At 62.9% G+C, this 17,465-nt stretch carries 19 protein-coding genes; 8 read left to right on the plus strand and 11 right to left on the minus strand.

From position 1 onward, the window contains the following. Positions 1–104 precede the first annotated feature (104 nt). From GOEFS_RS12055 to GOEFS_RS12065, 3 genes are all read left to right on the plus strand, one after another. Positions 105–1,295: a 3-ketosteroid-9-alpha-monooxygenase, oxygenase component gene (locus GOEFS_RS12055; RefSeq protein WP_007318192.1), complete on the plus strand. Its 1,191-nt coding sequence runs from the start codon at positions 105–107 to the stop codon at positions 1,293–1,295. A gap of 1 nt (position 1,296) precedes the next feature. Next, positions 1,297–1,674 carry a hypothetical protein gene (locus GOEFS_RS12060; RefSeq protein ID WP_007318193.1) on the plus strand — a complete coding sequence of 126 codons (378 nt, stop codon included), beginning with the start codon at positions 1,297–1,299 and terminating at the stop codon, positions 1,672–1,674. A 137-nt stretch (positions 1,675–1,811) separates the two neighbouring features. Then, on the plus strand, positions 1,812–2,276 hold the full coding sequence (locus tag GOEFS_RS12065; RefSeq protein ID WP_007318194.1) for an NlpC/P60 family protein: 465 nt from the start codon (positions 1,812–1,814) through the stop codon (positions 2,274–2,276). On the opposite strand, the gene GOEFS_RS12070 is transcribed toward GOEFS_RS12065, so the two are convergent. From GOEFS_RS12070 to GOEFS_RS12090, 5 genes are all read right to left on the minus strand, one after another. Continuing rightward, on the minus strand, positions 2,273–3,166 hold the full coding sequence (locus GOEFS_RS12070; RefSeq protein WP_007318195.1) for a DoxX family protein: 894 nt from the start codon (positions 3,164–3,166) through the stop codon (positions 2,273–2,275). The genes GOEFS_RS12065 and GOEFS_RS12070 overlap by 4 nt on opposite strands. Positions 3,167–3,304: 138 nt before the next feature. After that, a complete protein-coding gene (locus GOEFS_RS12075) occupies positions 3,305–3,808 on the minus strand; it encodes a hypothetical protein (RefSeq protein ID WP_040525025.1) in 504 nt (167 codons plus the stop codon). A 42-nt stretch (positions 3,809–3,850) separates the two neighbouring features. Then, positions 3,851–4,561, minus strand: a complete 711-nt coding sequence (locus GOEFS_RS12080) for a DJ-1/PfpI family protein (protein WP_040525026.1) — start codon at positions 4,559–4,561, stop codon at positions 3,851–3,853. A gap of 43 nt (positions 4,562–4,604) precedes the next feature. Continuing rightward, a complete protein-coding gene (locus GOEFS_RS12085; protein WP_040525027.1) occupies positions 4,605–5,588 on the minus strand; it encodes a GlxA family transcriptional regulator in 984 nt (327 codons plus the stop codon). Positions 5,589–5,643: 55 nt separating this feature from the next. Continuing rightward, entirely contained in the window at positions 5,644–6,228 is a 585-nt protein-coding gene (locus GOEFS_RS12090; RefSeq protein ID WP_007318199.1) for a TIGR03086 family metal-binding protein, read from the minus strand. Positions 6,229–6,347: 119 nt separating this feature from the next. Here GOEFS_RS12090 and GOEFS_RS12095 point away from each other — a divergent pair, with 119 nt between their 5' ends. Continuing rightward, on the plus strand, positions 6,348–7,148 hold the full coding sequence (locus tag GOEFS_RS12095; protein WP_007318200.1) for a VOC family protein: 801 nt from the start codon (positions 6,348–6,350) through the stop codon (positions 7,146–7,148). A gap of 56 nt (positions 7,149–7,204) precedes the next feature. Here GOEFS_RS12095 and metA read toward each other — a convergent pair whose 3' ends face one another. From metA to GOEFS_RS12115, 4 genes are read right to left on the minus strand one after another with little or no spacing between them, the layout of a single operon-like run. Continuing rightward, complete coding sequence (metA, locus tag GOEFS_RS12100; protein WP_007318201.1) at positions 7,205–8,125, minus strand: homoserine O-acetyltransferase MetA; 921 nt, start codon at positions 8,123–8,125, stop codon at positions 7,205–7,207. 32 nt (positions 8,126–8,157) lie between these two features. Beyond that, complete coding sequence (gene dmpG / locus GOEFS_RS12105) at positions 8,158–9,243, minus strand: 4-hydroxy-2-oxovalerate aldolase (RefSeq protein WP_007318202.1); 1,086 nt, start codon at positions 9,241–9,243, stop codon at positions 8,158–8,160. Continuing rightward, positions 9,240–10,145 (minus strand): acetaldehyde dehydrogenase (acetylating), encoded by a 906-nt coding sequence (locus GOEFS_RS12110; protein WP_007318203.1) that lies wholly within the window; start codon positions 10,143–10,145, stop codon positions 9,240–9,242. The genes dmpG and GOEFS_RS12110 overlap by 4 nt, the downstream gene beginning before the upstream one ends. Positions 10,146–10,173: 28 nt before the next feature. Beyond that, positions 10,174–10,962 (minus strand): 2-keto-4-pentenoate hydratase, encoded by a 789-nt coding sequence (locus GOEFS_RS12115; RefSeq protein ID WP_007318204.1) that lies wholly within the window; start codon positions 10,960–10,962, stop codon positions 10,174–10,176. A 103-nt stretch (positions 10,963–11,065) separates the two neighbouring features. Here GOEFS_RS12115 and kstD point away from each other — a divergent pair, with 103 nt between their 5' ends. From kstD to GOEFS_RS12135, 4 genes are all read left to right on the plus strand, one after another. Continuing rightward, positions 11,066–12,805: a 3-oxosteroid 1-dehydrogenase gene (gene kstD, locus GOEFS_RS12120; protein ID WP_007318205.1), complete on the plus strand. Its 1,740-nt coding sequence runs from the start codon at positions 11,066–11,068 to the stop codon at positions 12,803–12,805. A gap of 1 nt (position 12,806) precedes the next feature. Then, on the plus strand, positions 12,807–13,667 hold the full coding sequence (gene chsH3 / locus GOEFS_RS12125; RefSeq protein WP_007318206.1) for an enoyl-CoA hydratase ChsH3: 861 nt from the start codon (positions 12,807–12,809) through the stop codon (positions 13,665–13,667). Between the two features lie 104 nt (positions 13,668–13,771). Continuing rightward, complete coding sequence (locus GOEFS_RS12130) at positions 13,772–14,200, plus strand: DUF6918 family protein (protein WP_007318207.1); 429 nt, start codon at positions 13,772–13,774, stop codon at positions 14,198–14,200. A gap of 261 nt (positions 14,201–14,461) precedes the next feature. Then, complete coding sequence (locus GOEFS_RS12135; RefSeq protein ID WP_007318208.1) at positions 14,462–16,066, plus strand: MFS transporter; 1,605 nt, start codon at positions 14,462–14,464, stop codon at positions 16,064–16,066. On the opposite strand, the gene GOEFS_RS12140 is transcribed toward GOEFS_RS12135, so the two are convergent. Both GOEFS_RS12140 and GOEFS_RS12145 read right to left on the minus strand, forming a co-directional pair. Beyond that, positions 16,063–16,758, minus strand: coding sequence for a pyridoxamine 5'-phosphate oxidase family protein (locus tag GOEFS_RS12140; protein ID WP_007318209.1), 696 nt, complete (start codon positions 16,756–16,758; stop codon positions 16,063–16,065). The genes GOEFS_RS12135 and GOEFS_RS12140 overlap by 4 nt on opposite strands. A gap of 93 nt (positions 16,759–16,851) precedes the next feature. Beyond that, the gene (locus tag GOEFS_RS12145) at positions 16,852–17,457 is read right to left on the minus strand and encodes a TetR/AcrR family transcriptional regulator (protein ID WP_007318210.1); all 606 of its coding nucleotides are present in this window, start codon (positions 17,455–17,457) and stop codon (positions 16,852–16,854) included. Positions 17,458–17,465: the final 8 nt, after the last annotated feature.

Raw genomic sequence — 17,465 nt, forward strand, 5'->3', positions numbered from 1 at the left:
AATCGACCCACAGTTAGCCCAGTTGGGTATCGGATTTCTGTAACGTGTTCTAGTATTGCTTTTGTGAACTTGGCCAGTTCCGTCGACACCAGGGAGACATTTCGATGACAGCCACCAAAGCGTCCGACATCCGCGAGATCGATACCGGCACTCCGCCGACTCGATTCGCCCGCGGCTGGCACTGCCTGGGTCTCGTCGGAGAGTTCAACGACGGCAAGCCGCATTCCATCGAGGCATTCGGCACCAAGCTGGTCGCCTGGACCGACACCGAGGGCGAATTCCACGTCCTCGACGCCTACTGCCGGCACATGGGCGGCGACCTCTCGCAAGGTGTGCTGCGCGGCGACAACGTCGCATGCCCGTTTCACGGGTGGCAATGGAAGGGCAACGGCCGCTGCGGTTCGGTGCCCTACGCCAAGCGCCAGCCCAAGCTCGCGAAGACGCGCACCTGGCCGACCATGGTCCGCAACGGGCAGGTGTTCGTCTACAACGATCCGGAGGGGAATCCGCCACCCGACGACGTGGTGATTCCCGAACTCGACGAGTTCGGCACCGACGAGTGGACGGCGTGGACCTGGAATCAGATAGTCATCGAAGGTTCTAACTGCCGCGAGATCATCGACAACGTCGTGGATATGGCGCATTTCTTCTACGTGCACTACGCACTGCCGGATTATTTCAAGAATGTCTTCGAGGGACAGACCGCCGCACAGTACATGAATTCGCACGGTCGCCCCGACGTCGGGATCTCGTCGTCGTATGGCGATACTCGCTTGGAGTCGATCGCTGCGTATTACGGCCCCTCGTACATGCTCAATCCGATGGTTCAGTACTACGGCGGCTATGCGGTCGAGACCATCCTCACCAACTGCCACTACCCCATTGACGCCAATTCCTTTGTGCTGATGTACGGCGTGATGGCCAAGGTTCCCGACGGTCTCACGGCCGAACAGGCCGACAAGATGGCCAAGAAGATCACCCAGGGAATCGAAGTTGGCTTCCTGCAGGATGTCGCGATCTGGAAGCGCAAGACCCGCATCGATAACCCACTGCTGGTGGAAGAGGACGGCCCGGTCTACCAACTGCGCCGGTGGTATGAGCAGTTCTATGTCGACGTCGATGACGTCACCGACGAGATGACCGGCCGATACGAATACGAGATCGATACCGAAAAGGCGTTGGAGAGCTGGAATATCGAAATCCAGGAGAACCTGGCGCGACAGGCCGAGGAAAAAGCGGCAGAAGAGAAGGCCACCGAAGCCGCCGCGCACGACAGCGAAAAGGCCGAGGTCTGACATGACCGCCGCCGCACAGCCGACTAGCGGGTGGGCCAAGGCGCCCAATTTCGCATCGGATCCCGCGCGGCTCGCGGCCGTCGAGTCGGCGACAGCGCGTGATCGTCAGCATTACCTGACCGGCGGCCTGCGCGAAATCGAATGTCGCGCCTGCCACGCGGCGATCATGGTCAAGAAGACCGGGCCGCATCAGACCAGCGTGCAGTGGAACGCGGTCGCGCGAGAGCAGTGCCCGGAATTCGATCAGGTTCGTCGCGACGGCGGCAACCCGGCGATGATGCCAACTTGTCCGCGACTCTCGGCGAGTATCGATCACGCGGTGGCCGAGGGGATTCTGCCACCGGAATCACCGGTCGAAGACCCCGACGGCTATTGGTGACCGACGAACCTCACAACTCACTCGAGTCACACCTTCATCACACCTCGACAACAGGTTTAGACTTCTCTCATCGCGTCGGCCAGTCTTGAGCGATGAGCATTGCAAAGCGCCGATTTGCCCGTGTCATAACTACCTCGATGGCGGTCGGCGCATTGACCTTCGGGCTGGTCAGCGCACCGGCATCGGCCGACCCAGGCTCGTCCGGCTCGTCCTCCGGATCGTCGAGACTCTATCTGCCGGTATCGACCCCGGCCGGCTTACAGGCACTGGCCGCGGCGACCACACAGATCAACAAGCCGTACAAGTGGGGCGGCATCGGCCCCAACTCATGGGATTGCTCCGGGCTGGTGCGCTGGGCCTTCTCCACGGCGGGTATTTGGCTACCGCGAGTCAGCCAGGACCAAGCCAAGGTCGGGCACGCGATCCCGCTCTGGGCGATCGCGCCGGGCGATGTCATCGTGTTCTACCGCAACGCGAGTCATATCGGCATCTACGCGGGCTTTGGGCAGGTCTTCAACGCTTACGGTCCCAACGGTGTGCCGATCGGCTTCACACCACTGTCAAAGATGCCGCCTATCAAGACAATTCGACGATTCGGCTAGCGATTCGCGAGGCGCTCGCGCAGAGTTCGGGCCCGATCGGCCACCACCGGTACCGCCTTGTTCCGGACCGCGTCCGACGCCACCGATGCTCGCTCGGCGACAATAGGAGCGGTCTTGCGCGCCGACTCGGCCGCTGCGGACGCGATCTCCGGCGCACGGGCCGCGACCTCATCGGCGACGTCGTCGAATCGTTCACCGGCCGCCTTGGCCAATGTCGAAGCGCGGGCCGCCGCTGTGGACGCGGCGTCGGAGACAACAGGTGCTGCCTTGGCCGCGGCCTCTTCCAGTCGTGCGCCGGCAACCTTCCTGGCTGCCGAGAACCGGTCGGCCGCGTGCGCGGCGAAATCTTCGGCATTCGATGCCCAGTCATGTGCGCGATCGCTGAGTTCCGACGTCGACGACTCGGACGGTGTTATCGACGACACCGCACCCGACACACGATCGGAAACCCGTTCGGCGGCACGCTTGCTCCGCCAGATCACGCCCGGCTTACCTTCGGTGTCGAAACCGGCGATGAGCAGGCCGCCCAATAGCGCAACATTCTGCACGAAGTGCGTCTGCGCCTCCTGTCGTGCGGCGGGATCGGCCTCGGCCCAGAACGGATAGTCGACATATGTCGTCGGTATCAGCGAGCCGGCCAGCGCCAGCGATGCCACCCGCGGAAACTTCCCGGTCGCCAACAACAGCCCGCCACCTAGCTGCACACCCGCGTTCGCGGTCACCCAGGTCTGCGGATCCTGCGGTACCGCCGACGACTCGGGTAGCAGGGTGGTTGCCTTGTCGACCAGTGGCTCGGCCGCCTGCGCGGTAGTGCCGGAGTTACGCAAGGTGCGATAGCCGTTGTAGATAAAAATCGAGCCGAGCAGCGGGCGAGCTATTCGCCGAATCATGCGGGACACCTTTCCTAGACACGAGGTACGTGCCCTGGGTACCCAACTCGTTCGCGTGTCAAACCTATGTCGTCGAAGAAATGTCCCCTCGCGAAATCAGACGACATATAGCCCGCTGAGTTCGCTACGGGACATATCTCAGCGACGAACCAGCGACCAAGCGGCTGCGGCCATAACGACTATCGCCACCGCAAGCGTTCCCAGCAACCCCCAACCTGGTTGCAGCACAGACGATCCGGCGTCCAGTGCGTCGTTGACCGAAGCGTCGAAAAGCCTTCGCTCGGGGCCGCTTACTGTGATGATCGCCCAGATCATGGCTCCCAGTCCGCCGAGCGCGGCCACAACGGCCCCGACAGTCCGCATTTCCGTCCGCCACCAGCCGAGTGCCCCGGCAATGGCGATGACCACGCCTAGGACCAGCGTCCAGACGCCTGGGTGTCCGGTGTGGTCCTGTAGGAAGGCGACGTCGTCGGCGGTCGCGCCCGGCACCGAAACCTTTCCATGGCCTGACACCGACGGCTCGATGCCTTCTTTCCCGATACCCCATGATGCGAAAGCCAGGCCGAACAACACCAGCCCGCCGACAACGAGTACCGGCCACGTCCATCGACTGGAATCAGCCTGCTTGCTCGGAGTCGTCACATGTCCCAGCCTGCCATGCCGTCGACATCGACGGTGGGACCTCTAGGCCGAGCGCACCACACTGATAGCTCGGTCCCAGAGCAGCCGCGCACTGGCCTTCAGCGGTTCGGGCTTGATCATGTCTCGACTCAGCAGCGCCGTCGCCGACGCCTTGGTCGCCACCGAAGCTTTCGACATATGGCCAGAGTCAAACGGCGGTTGGGGATCGTATTCGATCATCAGTTGGATCGCCTTGGCCTTCGCATCGCCGGCAATCTCGCCAGCCAGCCACATCGCCAGGTCGATACCCGCGGAGACACCTGCCGCGGTCACCACATCACCTTCGTGCACGATCCGCTGGTCCGAAACCGGCTTGACACCAAAGGTTTTGAGAGCTGGCAGGACCGACCAGTGCGACGTCGCACTCTTTCCATCTAGTAGTCCGGCGGCGGCCAGCACCAGCGAACCCGAGCACACCGACGTCGTCCATTTCGCTCCTGGCGACACCGCGCGTAGCCAATCGAGTACCTCGTCGTCGCACGCCGCCGCAGCGCAGCCCGGGCCGCCCGGGACCAAGACGACGTCGGGCGCCGGGGTTTCGCCGAAGGTATGGGTAGCGCCGACAAGGAGCACTCCCGAATCAGCGGCGATCGGGCCGGTCTCCTTCCAAACGAATCGCACCTGCGCACCGGGCAACGCGCGCAGCACTTCATACGGCCCGATGAAATCAAGCGCGGTGAATTGGGGGTATACGACGATGGCGATTTGCATCATGGCTCCTCTAAACGGTTGGGGTGCATCATCTTTCGGATGAGATTCAGGCGAAAGTCTTGCGATAGCGGTCCGGCGAGATACCCAAGCGCCGGACGAAGTTGCGGCGCAACGTTTCTGCCGAACCAAAGCCGCACCGCCCCGCGATGACTGCAAGGGTGTCGTCGGTTTCCTCGAGCTGACGCCGTGCGGCATCGGTGCGAATCCGTTCGACATAGGTTCCCGGCGACTCACCGACTTCCTCGGTGAACACTCGGGTGAAATGCCGAGGGCTCATCGAGGCTTGCTGCGCTAGGGACGAAACACTATGTGCCGCACCGGGTTCTGCCTCAATGCTCTGTTGAACATCTCGGATGGGGGCGCGCTTGGCACGTGGCATCCATACCGGCGGCGAGAACTGCGTCTGCCCGCCGGGCCGCCGCAGATAAAGCACGAGACCTCGGGCGACCGCTTGCGCGACGCGCGTACCGTAGTCGTCTTCGAGCAGAGCCAAGCAGAGGTCGATGCCAGCGGTAACACCCGCCGATGTCCACACGCGGTCGGAACTCCGGATGAATATCGGATCGGGATCGACGTCGACCGTCGGGAATTCGTCGGCCAGCCGCCCAGCCCATGCCCAGTGCGTGGTCGCCGAGCAACCGTCGAGTAGCCCCGCCTGTGCGGCGATGAACGCCCCCGTGCAGACCGTCACGACGCGCCGCGCATCGACCGAGGCTCGCTGCAGCCATTCGATGACTTCGGCGGACCCTCGAACATCATCGGTCCCGTATCCGCCGGGGATGACGATCGTGTCGATCGGCTCGCCGACGTCTGGCAACGGTTGCGCGACGAATTGCAGTCCATCACCGGCCGCGACCGGCCCTCCGTCGGCAGAAACGAGGGTGATCGCGTAGCCCTCGGTGGCCGGCCGCTGGTCGGCGCCTGCCTTGGCATCGAGATAGCGCGTCGCTCCGGACAACACGTCGAATGGTCCGGCTACGTCGAGTGCCTGCACTCCCGGGTAGCCGAGGATGACCACCGATCTCTTCATGAGTTCCAGTGTGTCCCGGGCGGTAGCGTGTCGTCTACGCCATGTGCCCCACAGATTAGGCCATCGCCGGCCAGAATGGATCGCGGCCGGTGAGTCCGACCAGCCGGTGCAGCAGTGGGGCGTCCTCGGGGACCTCGACCACCGGCCCGAACATGCCCTCGCGCTCACTCTGCGACTGCGGCGGGTAGTGCAGGTCGTAGACGACTTGCAAAGCATCGTCGTCGAGGTGGTAGTCGACGCCGATACTGCGCGCGACGTCCCAGCCATGCAGGACGAGTTCGCTGACCGCGACGGTGCCAAGGATCGATGCTGGCGCACTCACCCCACCGGCCTGTGTCATCCCGTCCCAGGCATCGGGATCGGCCCACGCCGCATTAAGGTCGGCAAGGTTGATCGACAGGGCGGTTCGCCAGTCCGACTGGAGCACTTGGGCTTTCGGATCAGGTGGCGTCGAGGTGAGCGGTCCGGACTCCTTTCGGCCGGCAGCCGCGAATGCCTCGCTGAGCCCGACGACGTGAGCGAATAGTGCGCGTAGATCCATCCCCTCACACGGCGTCGGGCGATCGAGCATGTCGTCGGGTGTGCGTGCTGCGAGAGCGGTGACCGCGTTTCCGGCCGCTGATAGTTGTGATGTGTACATGTCTGCCTCCTCGTGGTGCAGACTTATCGGGTCGGCGAAATTCATCGATTGCCCGCGATGAGTTTCGCCGAACGCATCGGTCTGTACTCGTGTTCCCCACCATCGAGAGGATTTCCACCATGCCCGAATACACAGCAGCCGTCGGCGCACCGATCTGGTTCGACCTGGTCAGCTCCGATCCCAAACGTGCCGTCGAGTTCTACGGCGAACTATTCGGCTGGGAGGCGACCGAATCCAATGAGGAATTCGGCGGCTACCAGAACTTTTCCGCGAACGGCAAGCTCGTCGCCGGCTTAATGCCGAAGATGGACGAGGCGATGCCCGCCGACATCTGGTCGATCTATTTTCGGGTCGATGACGCGGCCGCCGCCGTCGAGACTGCGCAAGGCGCGGGCGCGACTGTCATCGCTCCCGCGATGCCGGTCGGCGATCTTGGTGTGATGGCCGTCCTCGCCGATCCCGCCGGCGCCGCATACGGCCTGTGGCAACCGGGTACCCATGTCGGATTCAGCGAGCGCGGCACCCACGGCACCCCGTACTGGTTTGACGAGATGAGCATGGATTACGCCGCGTCGGCCGAGTTCTATCGCAAGACTCTGGGCTGGCGCCTCAACGAGGTCGGCAGCGGTGGCGATCCCGATGCCGTTGGCCCCGACCACTATTCAGAGGTGTTCCCGTCCGGTTCGGAGGAGAGTGTCGCCGGCATCATGTCGGCGAAGGGCATGTTCGGCGATGATCACCCGTCGTTCTGGCAGGTCTACATCACCGTCGATGACGTGGATGCGACCATCGCCAAGGTCACCGAACTCGGTGGCGAGGTGTTGATGCCCGGTGAGGTCACCCCGTGGGGCACACTCGCCTCGTTCAAAGATCCGATGGGTGCGGCGATCTGTCTAGGGCGCCCCCCAGCCGGCATGTGACGTTTGAAAACGGCACCGGAAGCCGCGTCCGAGGGCATCGTGCCCTCGGACGCGGCCTACGGTGCGGAATTCTGAGATTCGAACGGAACCCGCTGATACACACAGTGATTGAGCCAGTTCGCGTAGAGCAGCACACCGTGGCTGCGCCAGTTGACGATCGGCTCGGCAGCCGGGTCGTCCCCGGGATAGTAATGCGCCGGAACGTCGATGGGCTGGCCGGTTTCGACGTCGCGCCGGTATTCCCGGGCGAGAGTATCCCGATCGTATTCGGGGTGTCCGGTAACGAATACCTGCCGGAGATCAGGTGTCGCCGCGAGTAACACACCGGCGTCGGCACTTACGGCGAGTAGGTCTACCTGTCCGGTGGCCTCGATGTCAGCCGCGTGGATGTCGGTGTGACGCGAGTGCGGCGCGTGGAACCGTTCGTCGAATCCGCGCAGCAGAGCAGACTCCGGTCGTAATACCTGATGGTCGAAGACCCCGAACAGCTTGCGCGGCAGCTCATATTTCGGCACACCGTAGTGGCGGTACAGCGCGGCCTGCGCTCCCCAGCAAATATGAATCGTGGAGTAGACGTGCTCACGGCTCCAATCGAGGATCTGCGTCATCTCCGGCCAATAGTCGACATCCTCGAAGTTCAATCGCTCGATCGGTGCCCCGGTGACGATCAAACCATCGAAGTACTGATCGGCGATGTCGGCGAATGTCGCGTAGAACGCCTCGAGGTGTTCGGGTGCAGTGTTACGCGACGAGTGACTCGCCATATGCAGCAAGGTGACCTCGACCTGCAACGGCGTACTGCCGAGCACGCGGAGCAGTTGTGTCTCGGTTGCCTCTTTGGTCGGCATCAGGTTGAGGATCGCGATCCGCATCGGCCGGATGTCCTGCGAGCGAGCACGCTCGTCGGACATCACAAAGATGCCCTCGCCCTCCAGGATTGCGCGGGCGGGCAGATCCCGCGGGATGTTCACCGGCATGATTCAATACTGCCACTGCCCGCCCCGAGCACCTACACCCCGGCGTTGGCGTCGACCTTTTTCTTCAGCTCCAGCGCGATATCGATCAACTGATCTTCCTGTCCGCCAACGAGTTTGCGTTCACCGGCCGCCAACAGAATCTCCGCGGCCGACACTCCGTATTTCTCGGCGTGCGATTCGGCGTGTTTGAGGAAGGAGCTGTAACACCCGGCGTAGCCCATCATCATCGCCGGCCGGTCGACGAGGCATTCGGTCGGCATCACCGGGCGTACGACGTCCTGCGCCGCGTCGGCGATCTTCATAAAGTCAATGCCGGTCTTGATGCCGAGTTTGTCCGCGACGCCGACGAAGGCTTCGGTCGGCGTATTGCCTGCTCCCGCGCCGAATCTACGAATCGAACCGTCGATCTGCTGAGCTCCGGCGCGCACCGCGAGCACCGAGTTGGCGATGGCGATGTCGAGGTTTTCGTGGCCGTGGAAACCGATCTGTGCGTCATCGCCCAGCTCGGCGCGCACCGCAGAGACCCGATCGGACACCTGCTCCAGGACCAGCGCACCGGCCGAGTCCACCACGTATACGCACTGGCAGCCGGCATCGGCCATGATCCGCGCCTGCTTGGCCAGCACCTCGGGCGGCTGACTGTGACTCATCATCAAGAATCCCACGGTCTCCAGCCCGAGTTCCCGCGCCAGACCGAAATGCTGAATCGAGACGTCGGCCTCGGTGCAGTGGGTGGCGATTCGGCAGATCTGCCCGCCGTTGTCCTGCGCGGCACGAATATCGTCCTTGGTCCCCAGGCCCGGCAACATCAGGAACGCGATCTTGGCCCGCTTGGCGGTCTCCGCCGCGGCCTTGATGAGTTGCTGCTCAGGAGTTTTCGAGAAGCCATAGTTGAACGACGATCCGCCCAGCCCGTCACCGTGGGTCACCTCGATCACTGGAACACCCGAATCATCCAGGGCCGCAACGATATCGCGCACCTCTTGTTCGGTGAACTGATGACGTTTGTGATGGGAGCCGTCGCGCAGTGACGAGTCGGTGATGCGGATATCCAGCTCATCGCTGAACGACCGCGCGTTCTCCATCAAATCCCCTGTTGCCCTTGTCAAGTCGCTCATGCCACTGCTCCGACCTTCTGCTTGGCGATCTCTTCGCCGACTTTGGTTGCGGCGGCGGTCATGATGTCGAGGTTGCCGGCGTAGGGCGGCAAGAAGTCGCCCGCGCCTTCCACCTCCACGAAGATCGAGACCCGCGCGTGGCCGCCGTTGATAACGCTCGGCGCGTCGAACTGCGGGTCTTGCAGCAGGCGGTAACCCGGCACATACTGCTGGATCTCTTTCTCGCGCTTATGAATCGACTCGGCGATCGCATCGGTGTCGGCATCGGCCGGGATCGCGCAGAAGATGGTGTCACGCATAATCATCGGCGGATCGGCCGGATTGAGAATGATGATCGCCTTGCCGCGATCGGCCCCACCGATCGTCTCGATTCCCTTCGACGTCGTCTTGGTGAACTCGTCGATATTCGCCCGAGTACCCGGTCCGGCCGACTTCGATGCGACCGAAGCCACGATCTCCGCATAGGGCACTGGCACAACCGAACTCACCGCATGCACCATCGGAATGGTGGCCTGACCGCCGCAGGTAATCATGTTGGTATTCGGCGCATCCAGATGCTCACGCAAATTGGCCGGCGGCACCACCGCGGGTCCGACCGCCGCAGGGGTCAAGTCAATAGCGGTAATCCCCGCCGCCTCGTACCGAGGTGCGTATTCGCGGTGCACATACGCCGACGTCGCCTCGAAGATCAGGTCCGGCCGTTCGGCGGAGTTCAACAGTTCTTCGGCGCCACCGCTCATCGTGATCAGACCATGGTCGGCGGCCCGTTTCATTCCTTCGGAATCGGCGTCGATACCGACCATCCAGCGCGGCTCGATCACCTGCGATCGTTCCAGCTTGTACATCAGGTCGGTCCCGATATTTCCCGAACCGATGATGGCGGCGCTCAACTTGGCTGCCATGTTTCCTCCTAGAGTTTGGCGATAAGAATTAGACGAAATCCACTGTGACGCTGCCTAATCCATCGAACTCGGCGACGAAATGATCGCCGGCATCGATGTCGATGGCACGCGTCGCGGTGCCCGGCAGAATCACGTCGCCCTTACGCAGACGAACACCGAAACTCGACACCTTGTTGGCCAGCCAGGACACTGCAGTCAACGGATGTCCAAGTACCGCAGCGGAATTCCCTTCCGCCACCACTTCGCCGTTGCGATGTAGCCGGGCATCGATATTTCCGGTGTCGATGTCGGCGATGGCCACTCGCTGCTCGCCGAGGATCCATCCGCACGACGACGCGTTGTCCGCGATCGTGTCGGGCAGGGTGATCTTCCAGTCCCTGATCCGCGAGTCGATCAATTCAATCGACGGCACCACCCATTCGATCGCGGCGATTACGTCCGCACGTGAACAGCCTTCTCCGGGCAGGTCGGCGCCGAGGATGAATCCGACTTCCACCTCTACCCGGGGATAACACAGTGTCGAGCGATCGATGGGCGCGTTCTCGAAGTACCGCATGTCGTCGAGAAGGTGGCCGTAGTCCGGCTCGTCGACGTTCATCATCTTCTGCATCGCCTCGGACGCCAGCCCAACCTTGTGTCCCGCGATCGCGGCGCCGGCGTCGAGGCGGCGTCGGATGTTGACGAGCTGAATTTCGTAGGCGTCGACCGCGTCGAGGTCGGGGTGCGACAACGTCGGCGGATCGATCGCCACCGCCGATGCCTCCGCGTTGGCCAGATCGGCGGCGATCTGGGCTCGGATGGTGTCGCTGACTGCCACCGACTGCCACCTTCCGGTAGGTAGGGAATTTGGTATAGCCTTACGGACAACGGCAATTCTATAACGTGTTCTAGTTTTTCGGAACTCTGGAAGGTGAAACTCGATGACCAGCCCCGATGGAGTAACTCCACCCTCGACTGAGGGTCCAGAGACCTTCGACGTCGTTGTAGTCGGCGCCGGCGCCGCCGGTATGAGCGCCGCCCTAACCGCGGCCACGCAAGGACTTTCGACCCTGCTGATCGAGAAGTCACCGTATTGGGGCGGTTCGACATCTCGGTCGGGCGGCGGCGTGTGGATTCCGAATAACTCGGTGCTGCGCCGCGACGGCGTCGACGACACCACGACCAAAGCCCGTGAATACGTGCACGCGATCATCGGCGAGCATGCGGCCCCGGAGAAGATCGACGCCTACATCGATCGCGGCCCCGAAGCCCTCGACTACCTCATCGCACACTCCCCGCTCGAACTCGAGTGGGTGAAGAACTATTCCGACTACTACCCCGAGGCGCCCGGCGGTCGACTCGCCGGACGTTCGGTGGAACCGAAGCCGTTCGATGCGCGCCGACTCGGCGACCACCTACAGAACCTGCATCCGCAGTACACCAAGGCACCACTGAATATGGTTGTGCTGCAAAGTGATTACAAGTGGCTCAACGTCGGAATGCGCCACCCGCGGGGTATCGCCAAGATGCTCAAAGTCGCAGGACGGTTCGCGTGGGCCAAGTCGCGAAACAAGAAACTCATCGCGATGGGTGCCGCACTTGCCGCCGAACTCTATTTAGGCGTACTCGACGCTGGCGTCGACGTCCGCTTCGAGACTCCGCTGACCGACCTGATCATCAAGGACGGCGCGATCATCGGCGTCGTCGTCGAACGTGACGGGGCCCGGCAAGAGATCCACGCACGGCACGGCGTGATCCTCGGCTCCGGTGGTTTCGAAAATAACGCGGAGATGCGAACCAAATATCAGCGCGCGCCGATCGGCTCCGAGTGGACCACTGGCGCGGCATCCAACACCGGCGACGGCATCAACGCGGGTATTAAGGCGGGCGCGGCAGTTTCGCTGATGGACGACGCCTGGTGGGGCCCGACGATCCCACTGCCGAAGGGACCGTGGTTCGCCCTGTCCGAACGTTCGGTACCCGGCACCTTCATCGTCAACCTGCGCGGCGAGCGATTTATGAACGAATCACTGCCCTACGTCGAAGCGGTACACCGGATGTACGGCGGCGACTTCGGGCAGGGCGAGGGACCCGGCGAAAACATCCCGGCGTGGCTGATCATGGACCAGCGCTGTCGCAATCGATATCTGTTCGCGGGAATCAGTGCGCGCCAACCGCTTCCGAAGAGTTGGCTGAAATCCGGCGTCGTCGTCAAGGCCGATTCGCTCGCCGAACTCGCCGAGCAGACCGGCCTGCCCGCAGACACACTCGCGGCGACTACCGCCCGATTCAACGACTTCGCTCGCAAGGGTGTCGACGACGATTTCGGTCGCGGCGCCAGCGGCTACGACCACTACTACGGTGACCCGACCAACAAGCCGAACCCCAGCCTCGGCCGGGTCGACAAGGGACCGTTCTACGCAGTGAAGATGGTGCCCGGCGATTTGGGAACCAAGGGTGGCATCGACACCGATGCCGCCGGGCGAGCGCTACGCGCCGACGGATCGGTCATCGACGGCCTCTACGCCGCCGGAAATACCAGCGCGCCGGTGATGGGACATACCTACGCCGGTCCAGGCGCAACCATCGGTCCCGCAATGGTTTTCGGCTACCTCGCGGCCCTCGACGCCGCCGCACGCGCCACGACGTCGGCCACCTCGACATCGACGACGGGAGCCTGACATGCCAATCGATTCCGCAATCGCGGTTGGCGCCGAACTGCCCGACGCCACGTTCTCGTGGTCGGCATCGGATGTCGCTCTGTACAACCTCGCGGTCGGCGCCGCTGCCGACCCGATGGATGCGGCCGGCCTCGGCTATATCGACGATGTCGCGCCGAAGGTGTTGCCGAGTTTCGCAACCGTCGCCGCGAATTTTCATGCCACCGAAGCCCCGAAGGTGTCGTTCCCCGGCATCGACATCGATCTGGCGAAGGTGGTGCACGGGTCGCAGGAAGTAGTCGTGCATCGGCCGATTCCAGCGTCGGGCAGTGCGACGACCCGCTCACGCATCGTCGAGGTGCAGGACAAAGGCTCGGCCGCTGTAGTGATCTCCGAGAAGGTGACGTCGGACGCCGACGGCCCGCTGTGGACCGAGCGTTCGTCGATCTTCGCCAAAGGCGAAGGCGGCTTCGGCGGCGAGCGCGGCGCGTCCACGCGCGTCACCTACCCCGACCGCGCGGCCGATCGTCGGATCGAGGTTCCGACGCTGCCCAATCAAGCCCTGCTGTATCGACTGTGCGGCGATCGAAATCCCTTGCATTCCGACCCGGAGTTCGCGAAAGCTGCCGGATTCCCGCGGCCAATCCTGCACGGATTGTGTTCCTACGGTCTGGTCTGCCGGGCACTTGCCGACGAGCTGTTCGATGGCGACGTCGGCGCGATCGGGGGCTATGCGGCCAGTTTCGCCGGCGTCGTCTTCCCGGGCGAAACGCTCGTCGTCGACGTGTGGGACGTCGGCGGCCCGCAATTGTTGGTCAAGGCCGCGGTCGCCCAACGCGACGGCGCCGCCGCGCTGGGCAACGTCGTGGTGACTCGCTCGTAGCACTGTCGCAGTCGCGACGTAGTCTGATCTGCGACGCCGGAACATGCGGCGCCGCAACAACTATCGGCTATTTAATTCACTACGCTTTCGAGGAGCAACTACAGATGAGCGGTTCGCTGCAGTCCCTGGTCACCACAAATCGTGAAGCGGTGGTCACCGAGCTGGCGGGAGTCATCGACGCCGAGGTCAAAGAGCAGTCGGGTCTGTCCGGCGCGGCGGTGAAGACCGCATATGCCGCGGCGCAGAAGGTCAAGCCGGGCGTCGTGGCTGGAGCCACGGACAAGATGTTGCCGGACTTCGTGAACGCCCTCACCCCGTTCTGGGACTCCAAGCCGGCCGGTACCCCGTTCGGCGATCATCTCTCGAACAACGCCGACGCGGCGTCGGAGGCTCTGCTCGCCGTCACCGACGCGCAGGCATCGTCGGCCAAGCCCGCGTTGGCTAAGGCGTACAACTCGCTGCGCGGCAAGGCGAAGAACTACGTCGTCGCCGCGCTGCCACGTGTGGGCGGCGCAGTCGAGAAACACGCGTAGTTCAGGCGGCGCCGGTCGCGATCACGATCAGGCCGACGATGATCGCGATCAGCGCCGCAAGCATCGACAGCACGCGCCACACATGCAGTTTGGTGGAGGTGTAGACCTGGTTCGAAGCCATGATCTTCAACTTTCGGTAGGTTTTACCTGGAGTTTGTTACTCCAGTGAATAATGTGACACAGCTTGAACGACTTCGCTTGGTTTGCTGGGGTGTGTCGGGGGAATAGTCTTAGGTTTTTCACAGAACTGTCAGGGAGGGCATGATGAGTGGGCGTGTAGAAACCGTGGTGGCTGACGTTGGACCGCCGCACGACCGGATGGATATTCGGTCAATCTGGCTAGTGACGGTGGTCTGTGCCGCGGTCAGCATGGTGGTCGCGGCGATGGCAGCGCTGAACACGGCGTTGCCCGAGATCGCCGTGGCCGTCGGCGCCGACGCCAACGAGATGACCTGGATCATCGACGGCTACACGTTGGCGCTCGCAGCGCTGCTACTGCCAGCGGGAGCGGTCGGCGACCGGTACGGCCGACGCGGCGTTCTGATTGTCGGGCTGGTGATCTTCGCGGTTGCCTCGCTGCTTCCCGTGTGGATCGACGGACCGACCGAACTGATCGCCACCCGGCTGCTCGCCGGCATCGGCGCCGCACTGATCATGCCGTCGACGCTGTCACTCATCACCTCGAATGTCCCCGAACACAAGCGCCCGATAGCGATCAGCGTGTGGGCCGCCGTCGCCGGAGCGGGAGCGATCGCCGGGTTCTTCGTCACCGGCGTTCTGCTGCAATTCTTCTCGTGGGAGTCGATCTTCATCACGTTCGCCGCGTCGGCTGCCGCTACGACCGCGCTCTGTTTGACCATTGGGTCTTCGAAGGACTCCGATCCGCAGAAATTCGACTTCGCCGGCTCCGTTACCTCGGTGGTGGCTATCGCCGCGTTGGTGTTCGGTCTGATCGAAGCACCGCATCGCGGCTGGACCGATCCCATTACCCTGCTGTGCCTCATCGGCGGCCTCGCGCTCGCGGTCCTGTTCTGCGTCATCGAACTCAAACAGCCCCATCACCTACTCGACGTCCGACTGTTCACCAATCGCGCCTTCGGCGCCGGATCGCTTGCGGTGGCCTTACAGTTCTTCGCCTCGTTTGGTGTATTTTTCCTTGTCCTGCAACAACTTCAGTTGGTCTTCGGGTACTCGCCACTTCGATCGGCGGTTGCACTGTTTCCGATGGTCATCGGCGTCGCTCTGTTCACGCTGCTTGGCAACTGGCTTGCCGTACGCTTCGACGCATTGCGTTTCGTGCTAGGCGGTGGCATCTTCATCACCGGTATTGGCATCGGAATGATGGGACTGATTGACTACGACAAGTATTGGCAACTGGGGATCATGCTCGCGGTTGCCGCTGTGGGCATCGGTCTCGCTTCAGCACCGGCGACCACAGCCATCATGTCGAACACGCCGCTCGATGATCAGGGCGTCGGGTCAGCGGTTAACGACACATCCCGCGAAATCGGTGCGGCACTTGGTATCGCACTCGCCGGAAGTCTTCTTGCCGCGGGCTATTCCGACCGAATTGGGCCGACGGCCGATCTTGCTCAGACCCAGATCGGCGCCCGCGACCCGGCCGCGGGCGCACAAGCGGCCGAGCATATTTCCAAGTCACTCGCCGAGGCCGTGCAGGTGACTCATCAAGTGCCCGAACCGTTGTCGTCCCAGATCCTGCACAGCGCTCAACAAGCGTTCACCGAACCGATGCAACTCGGCTGCGTCATCCTGGCGAGCGTGATGATCGTCGGTTCTGTGTTCCTCGGTTGGTTCGCGCCGCGGAAGGTCGTCGACGACAGCCCCCAAACCCCCTTGGGCCACTAAACCCCAACCGGACTCGGGTAATCCGTTGTCGCAGAATGTGGTTCAGCGACCTCAGGAGCATTCTGAGTCGCAATGTCCCCGGCCTTACGCGCCGCCGTCACGCCGAAGTAGTCGCCACCTTTGCGCGCGGCGCTGTCGGTGCCCCAGGCACGTCCGCCCGCATCGGCTGGCACCATCGCGGGAATATGCTTGCGGCAGTGGATATAAGCCTCGTGGATGTCGACGAGCACCCATAGGTCGGGTATGCGGCCGCGCACCGACTCCTCGGGTAAGTCGGGTAGCTGTGCGCGAAGTTCCTCGTCGGGCACGATGGTGGCCCGACCGTTGATGTGTAGGCCGATCCGGTCCCGCACAAAGTCGATCAGCATGATGCCGACATGCGGGTTCTCGCTGATGTTGCCGAGGCTGGCCATAACGCCGTTGCCTCGGTACTCGGGATAGCAGATGGTGTTGGCGTCGATAACGTAGATGAAGCCGGGTGGCCCTGCCCGGAATGAACTATCGGCCTCGCCTTTCGCGTCGGCGGTCGCGATGAAGGCCATTTCCATCCGGCCGACGAATTCGATCATCTCGTCGTTGAGTCGGTCCTGCATTTGGTCGGCATAGAACTTGTGGGCACGCCGCGTGGTGCCGCGTTCGTGCTGCAGAGCATGTTCCCCGTCAGATCCGGGATATTGATGAGTGCTATTCACTATCCTCAACCAATGCCGTTGTGCGACTTAATGATTCACACACTCTGTCATGGATTGGTCGAGTTGGACAGTGGTCGTGCGAGTGCGGATGCCTTAGCGGCCGGGTTCGCCCGCCGATCGTGTCGCGATCTGCATGAGCGGCAGTAAGGTCGTGCGCGCCCACACCGAGACGGCGGACCTGTCCGCGAACGGGCGGCTGGCGAGACTAGTCAACAACAATGAATGGGTAATCCGCACCGAACACTCGGCCAAAGCGGTAGCGAGCTCACCTGAAAGCCCAGCGCGACTTTCGACTTGACCGGCCAGATAGTCGATTGACCGTCGCATCGTCGGCTCGGCCGCGGCGGTGAAGGCCATCAAGACGACCTCCGGGCTACGCTCGTATTCGCCGGTCACCAACGGATGGTTGTAAAACGTCCAAAAGATCTCGGTGAACCCCACTACCAGAGCGTTCTCGAAATCGTCTTCGCCAGCTACGACCGCGTCGAGACTCGCATAGAGGGCACCGGCCTCCCGATCAAAGGCCGCGGCGAACAGTTGCTCCTTACGCGGCCAACGCCGGTAGACAGTCATGTGGGACACGCCAGCCCGCTTGGCAATCGCCTCGACCGACGCATGTTTGGTGCCGAACGCGGTCACCGCCGCGATTGTCGCGTCCAGGATTCGCCGCCCGGTGTCGTCGGCGGACTGACTCTTCACGGCTCAAC

It is taken from the genome of Gordonia effusa NBRC 100432, from assembly GCF_000241305.1.
GTDB classification, from domain to species: Bacteria; Actinomycetota; Actinomycetes; order Mycobacteriales; family Mycobacteriaceae; genus Gordonia; species Gordonia effusa.

Coding starts and splice junctions, on each gene's coding strand:
- GOEFS_RS12080 (WP_040525026.1), bottom strand. CDS start 4,561: ATGATGCAAATCGCCATCGTCGTATACCCCCAATTCACCGCGCTTGAT.
- chsH3 (WP_007318206.1), top strand. CDS start 12,807: ATGCCAATCGATTCCGCAATCGCGGTTGGCGCCGAACTGCCCGACGCC.
- GOEFS_RS12135 (WP_007318208.1), top strand. CDS start 14,462: ATGATGAGTGGGCGTGTAGAAACCGTGGTGGCTGACGTTGGACCGCCG.
- GOEFS_RS12095 (WP_007318200.1), top strand. CDS start 6,348: ATGCCCGAATACACAGCAGCCGTCGGCGCACCGATCTGGTTCGACCTG.
- GOEFS_RS12130 (WP_007318207.1), top strand. CDS start 13,772: ATGAGCGGTTCGCTGCAGTCCCTGGTCACCACAAATCGTGAAGCGGTG.
- GOEFS_RS12065 (WP_007318194.1), top strand. CDS start 1,812: ATGGCGGTCGGCGCATTGACCTTCGGGCTGGTCAGCGCACCGGCATCG.
- GOEFS_RS12055 (WP_007318192.1), top strand. CDS start 105: ATGACAGCCACCAAAGCGTCCGACATCCGCGAGATCGATACCGGCACT.
- GOEFS_RS12070 (WP_007318195.1), bottom strand. CDS start 3,166: ATGATTCGGCGAATAGCTCGCCCGCTGCTCGGCTCGATTTTTATCTAC.
- dmpG (WP_007318202.1), bottom strand. CDS start 9,243: ATGAGCGACTTGACAAGGGCAACAGGGGATTTGATGGAGAACGCGCGG.
- GOEFS_RS12110 (WP_007318203.1), bottom strand. CDS start 10,145: ATGGCAGCCAAGTTGAGCGCCGCCATCATCGGTTCGGGAAATATCGGG.
- GOEFS_RS12090 (WP_007318199.1), bottom strand. CDS start 6,228: ATGTACACATCACAACTATCAGCGGCCGGAAACGCGGTCACCGCTCTC.
- GOEFS_RS12085 (WP_040525027.1), bottom strand. CDS start 5,588: ATGAAGAGATCGGTGGTCATCCTCGGCTACCCGGGAGTGCAGGCACTC.
- metA (WP_007318201.1), bottom strand. CDS start 8,125: ATGCCGGTGAACATCCCGCGGGATCTGCCCGCCCGCGCAATCCTGGAG.
- kstD (WP_007318205.1), top strand. CDS start 11,066: ATGACCAGCCCCGATGGAGTAACTCCACCCTCGACTGAGGGTCCAGAG.
- GOEFS_RS12060 (WP_007318193.1), top strand. CDS start 1,297: ATGACCGCCGCCGCACAGCCGACTAGCGGGTGGGCCAAGGCGCCCAAT.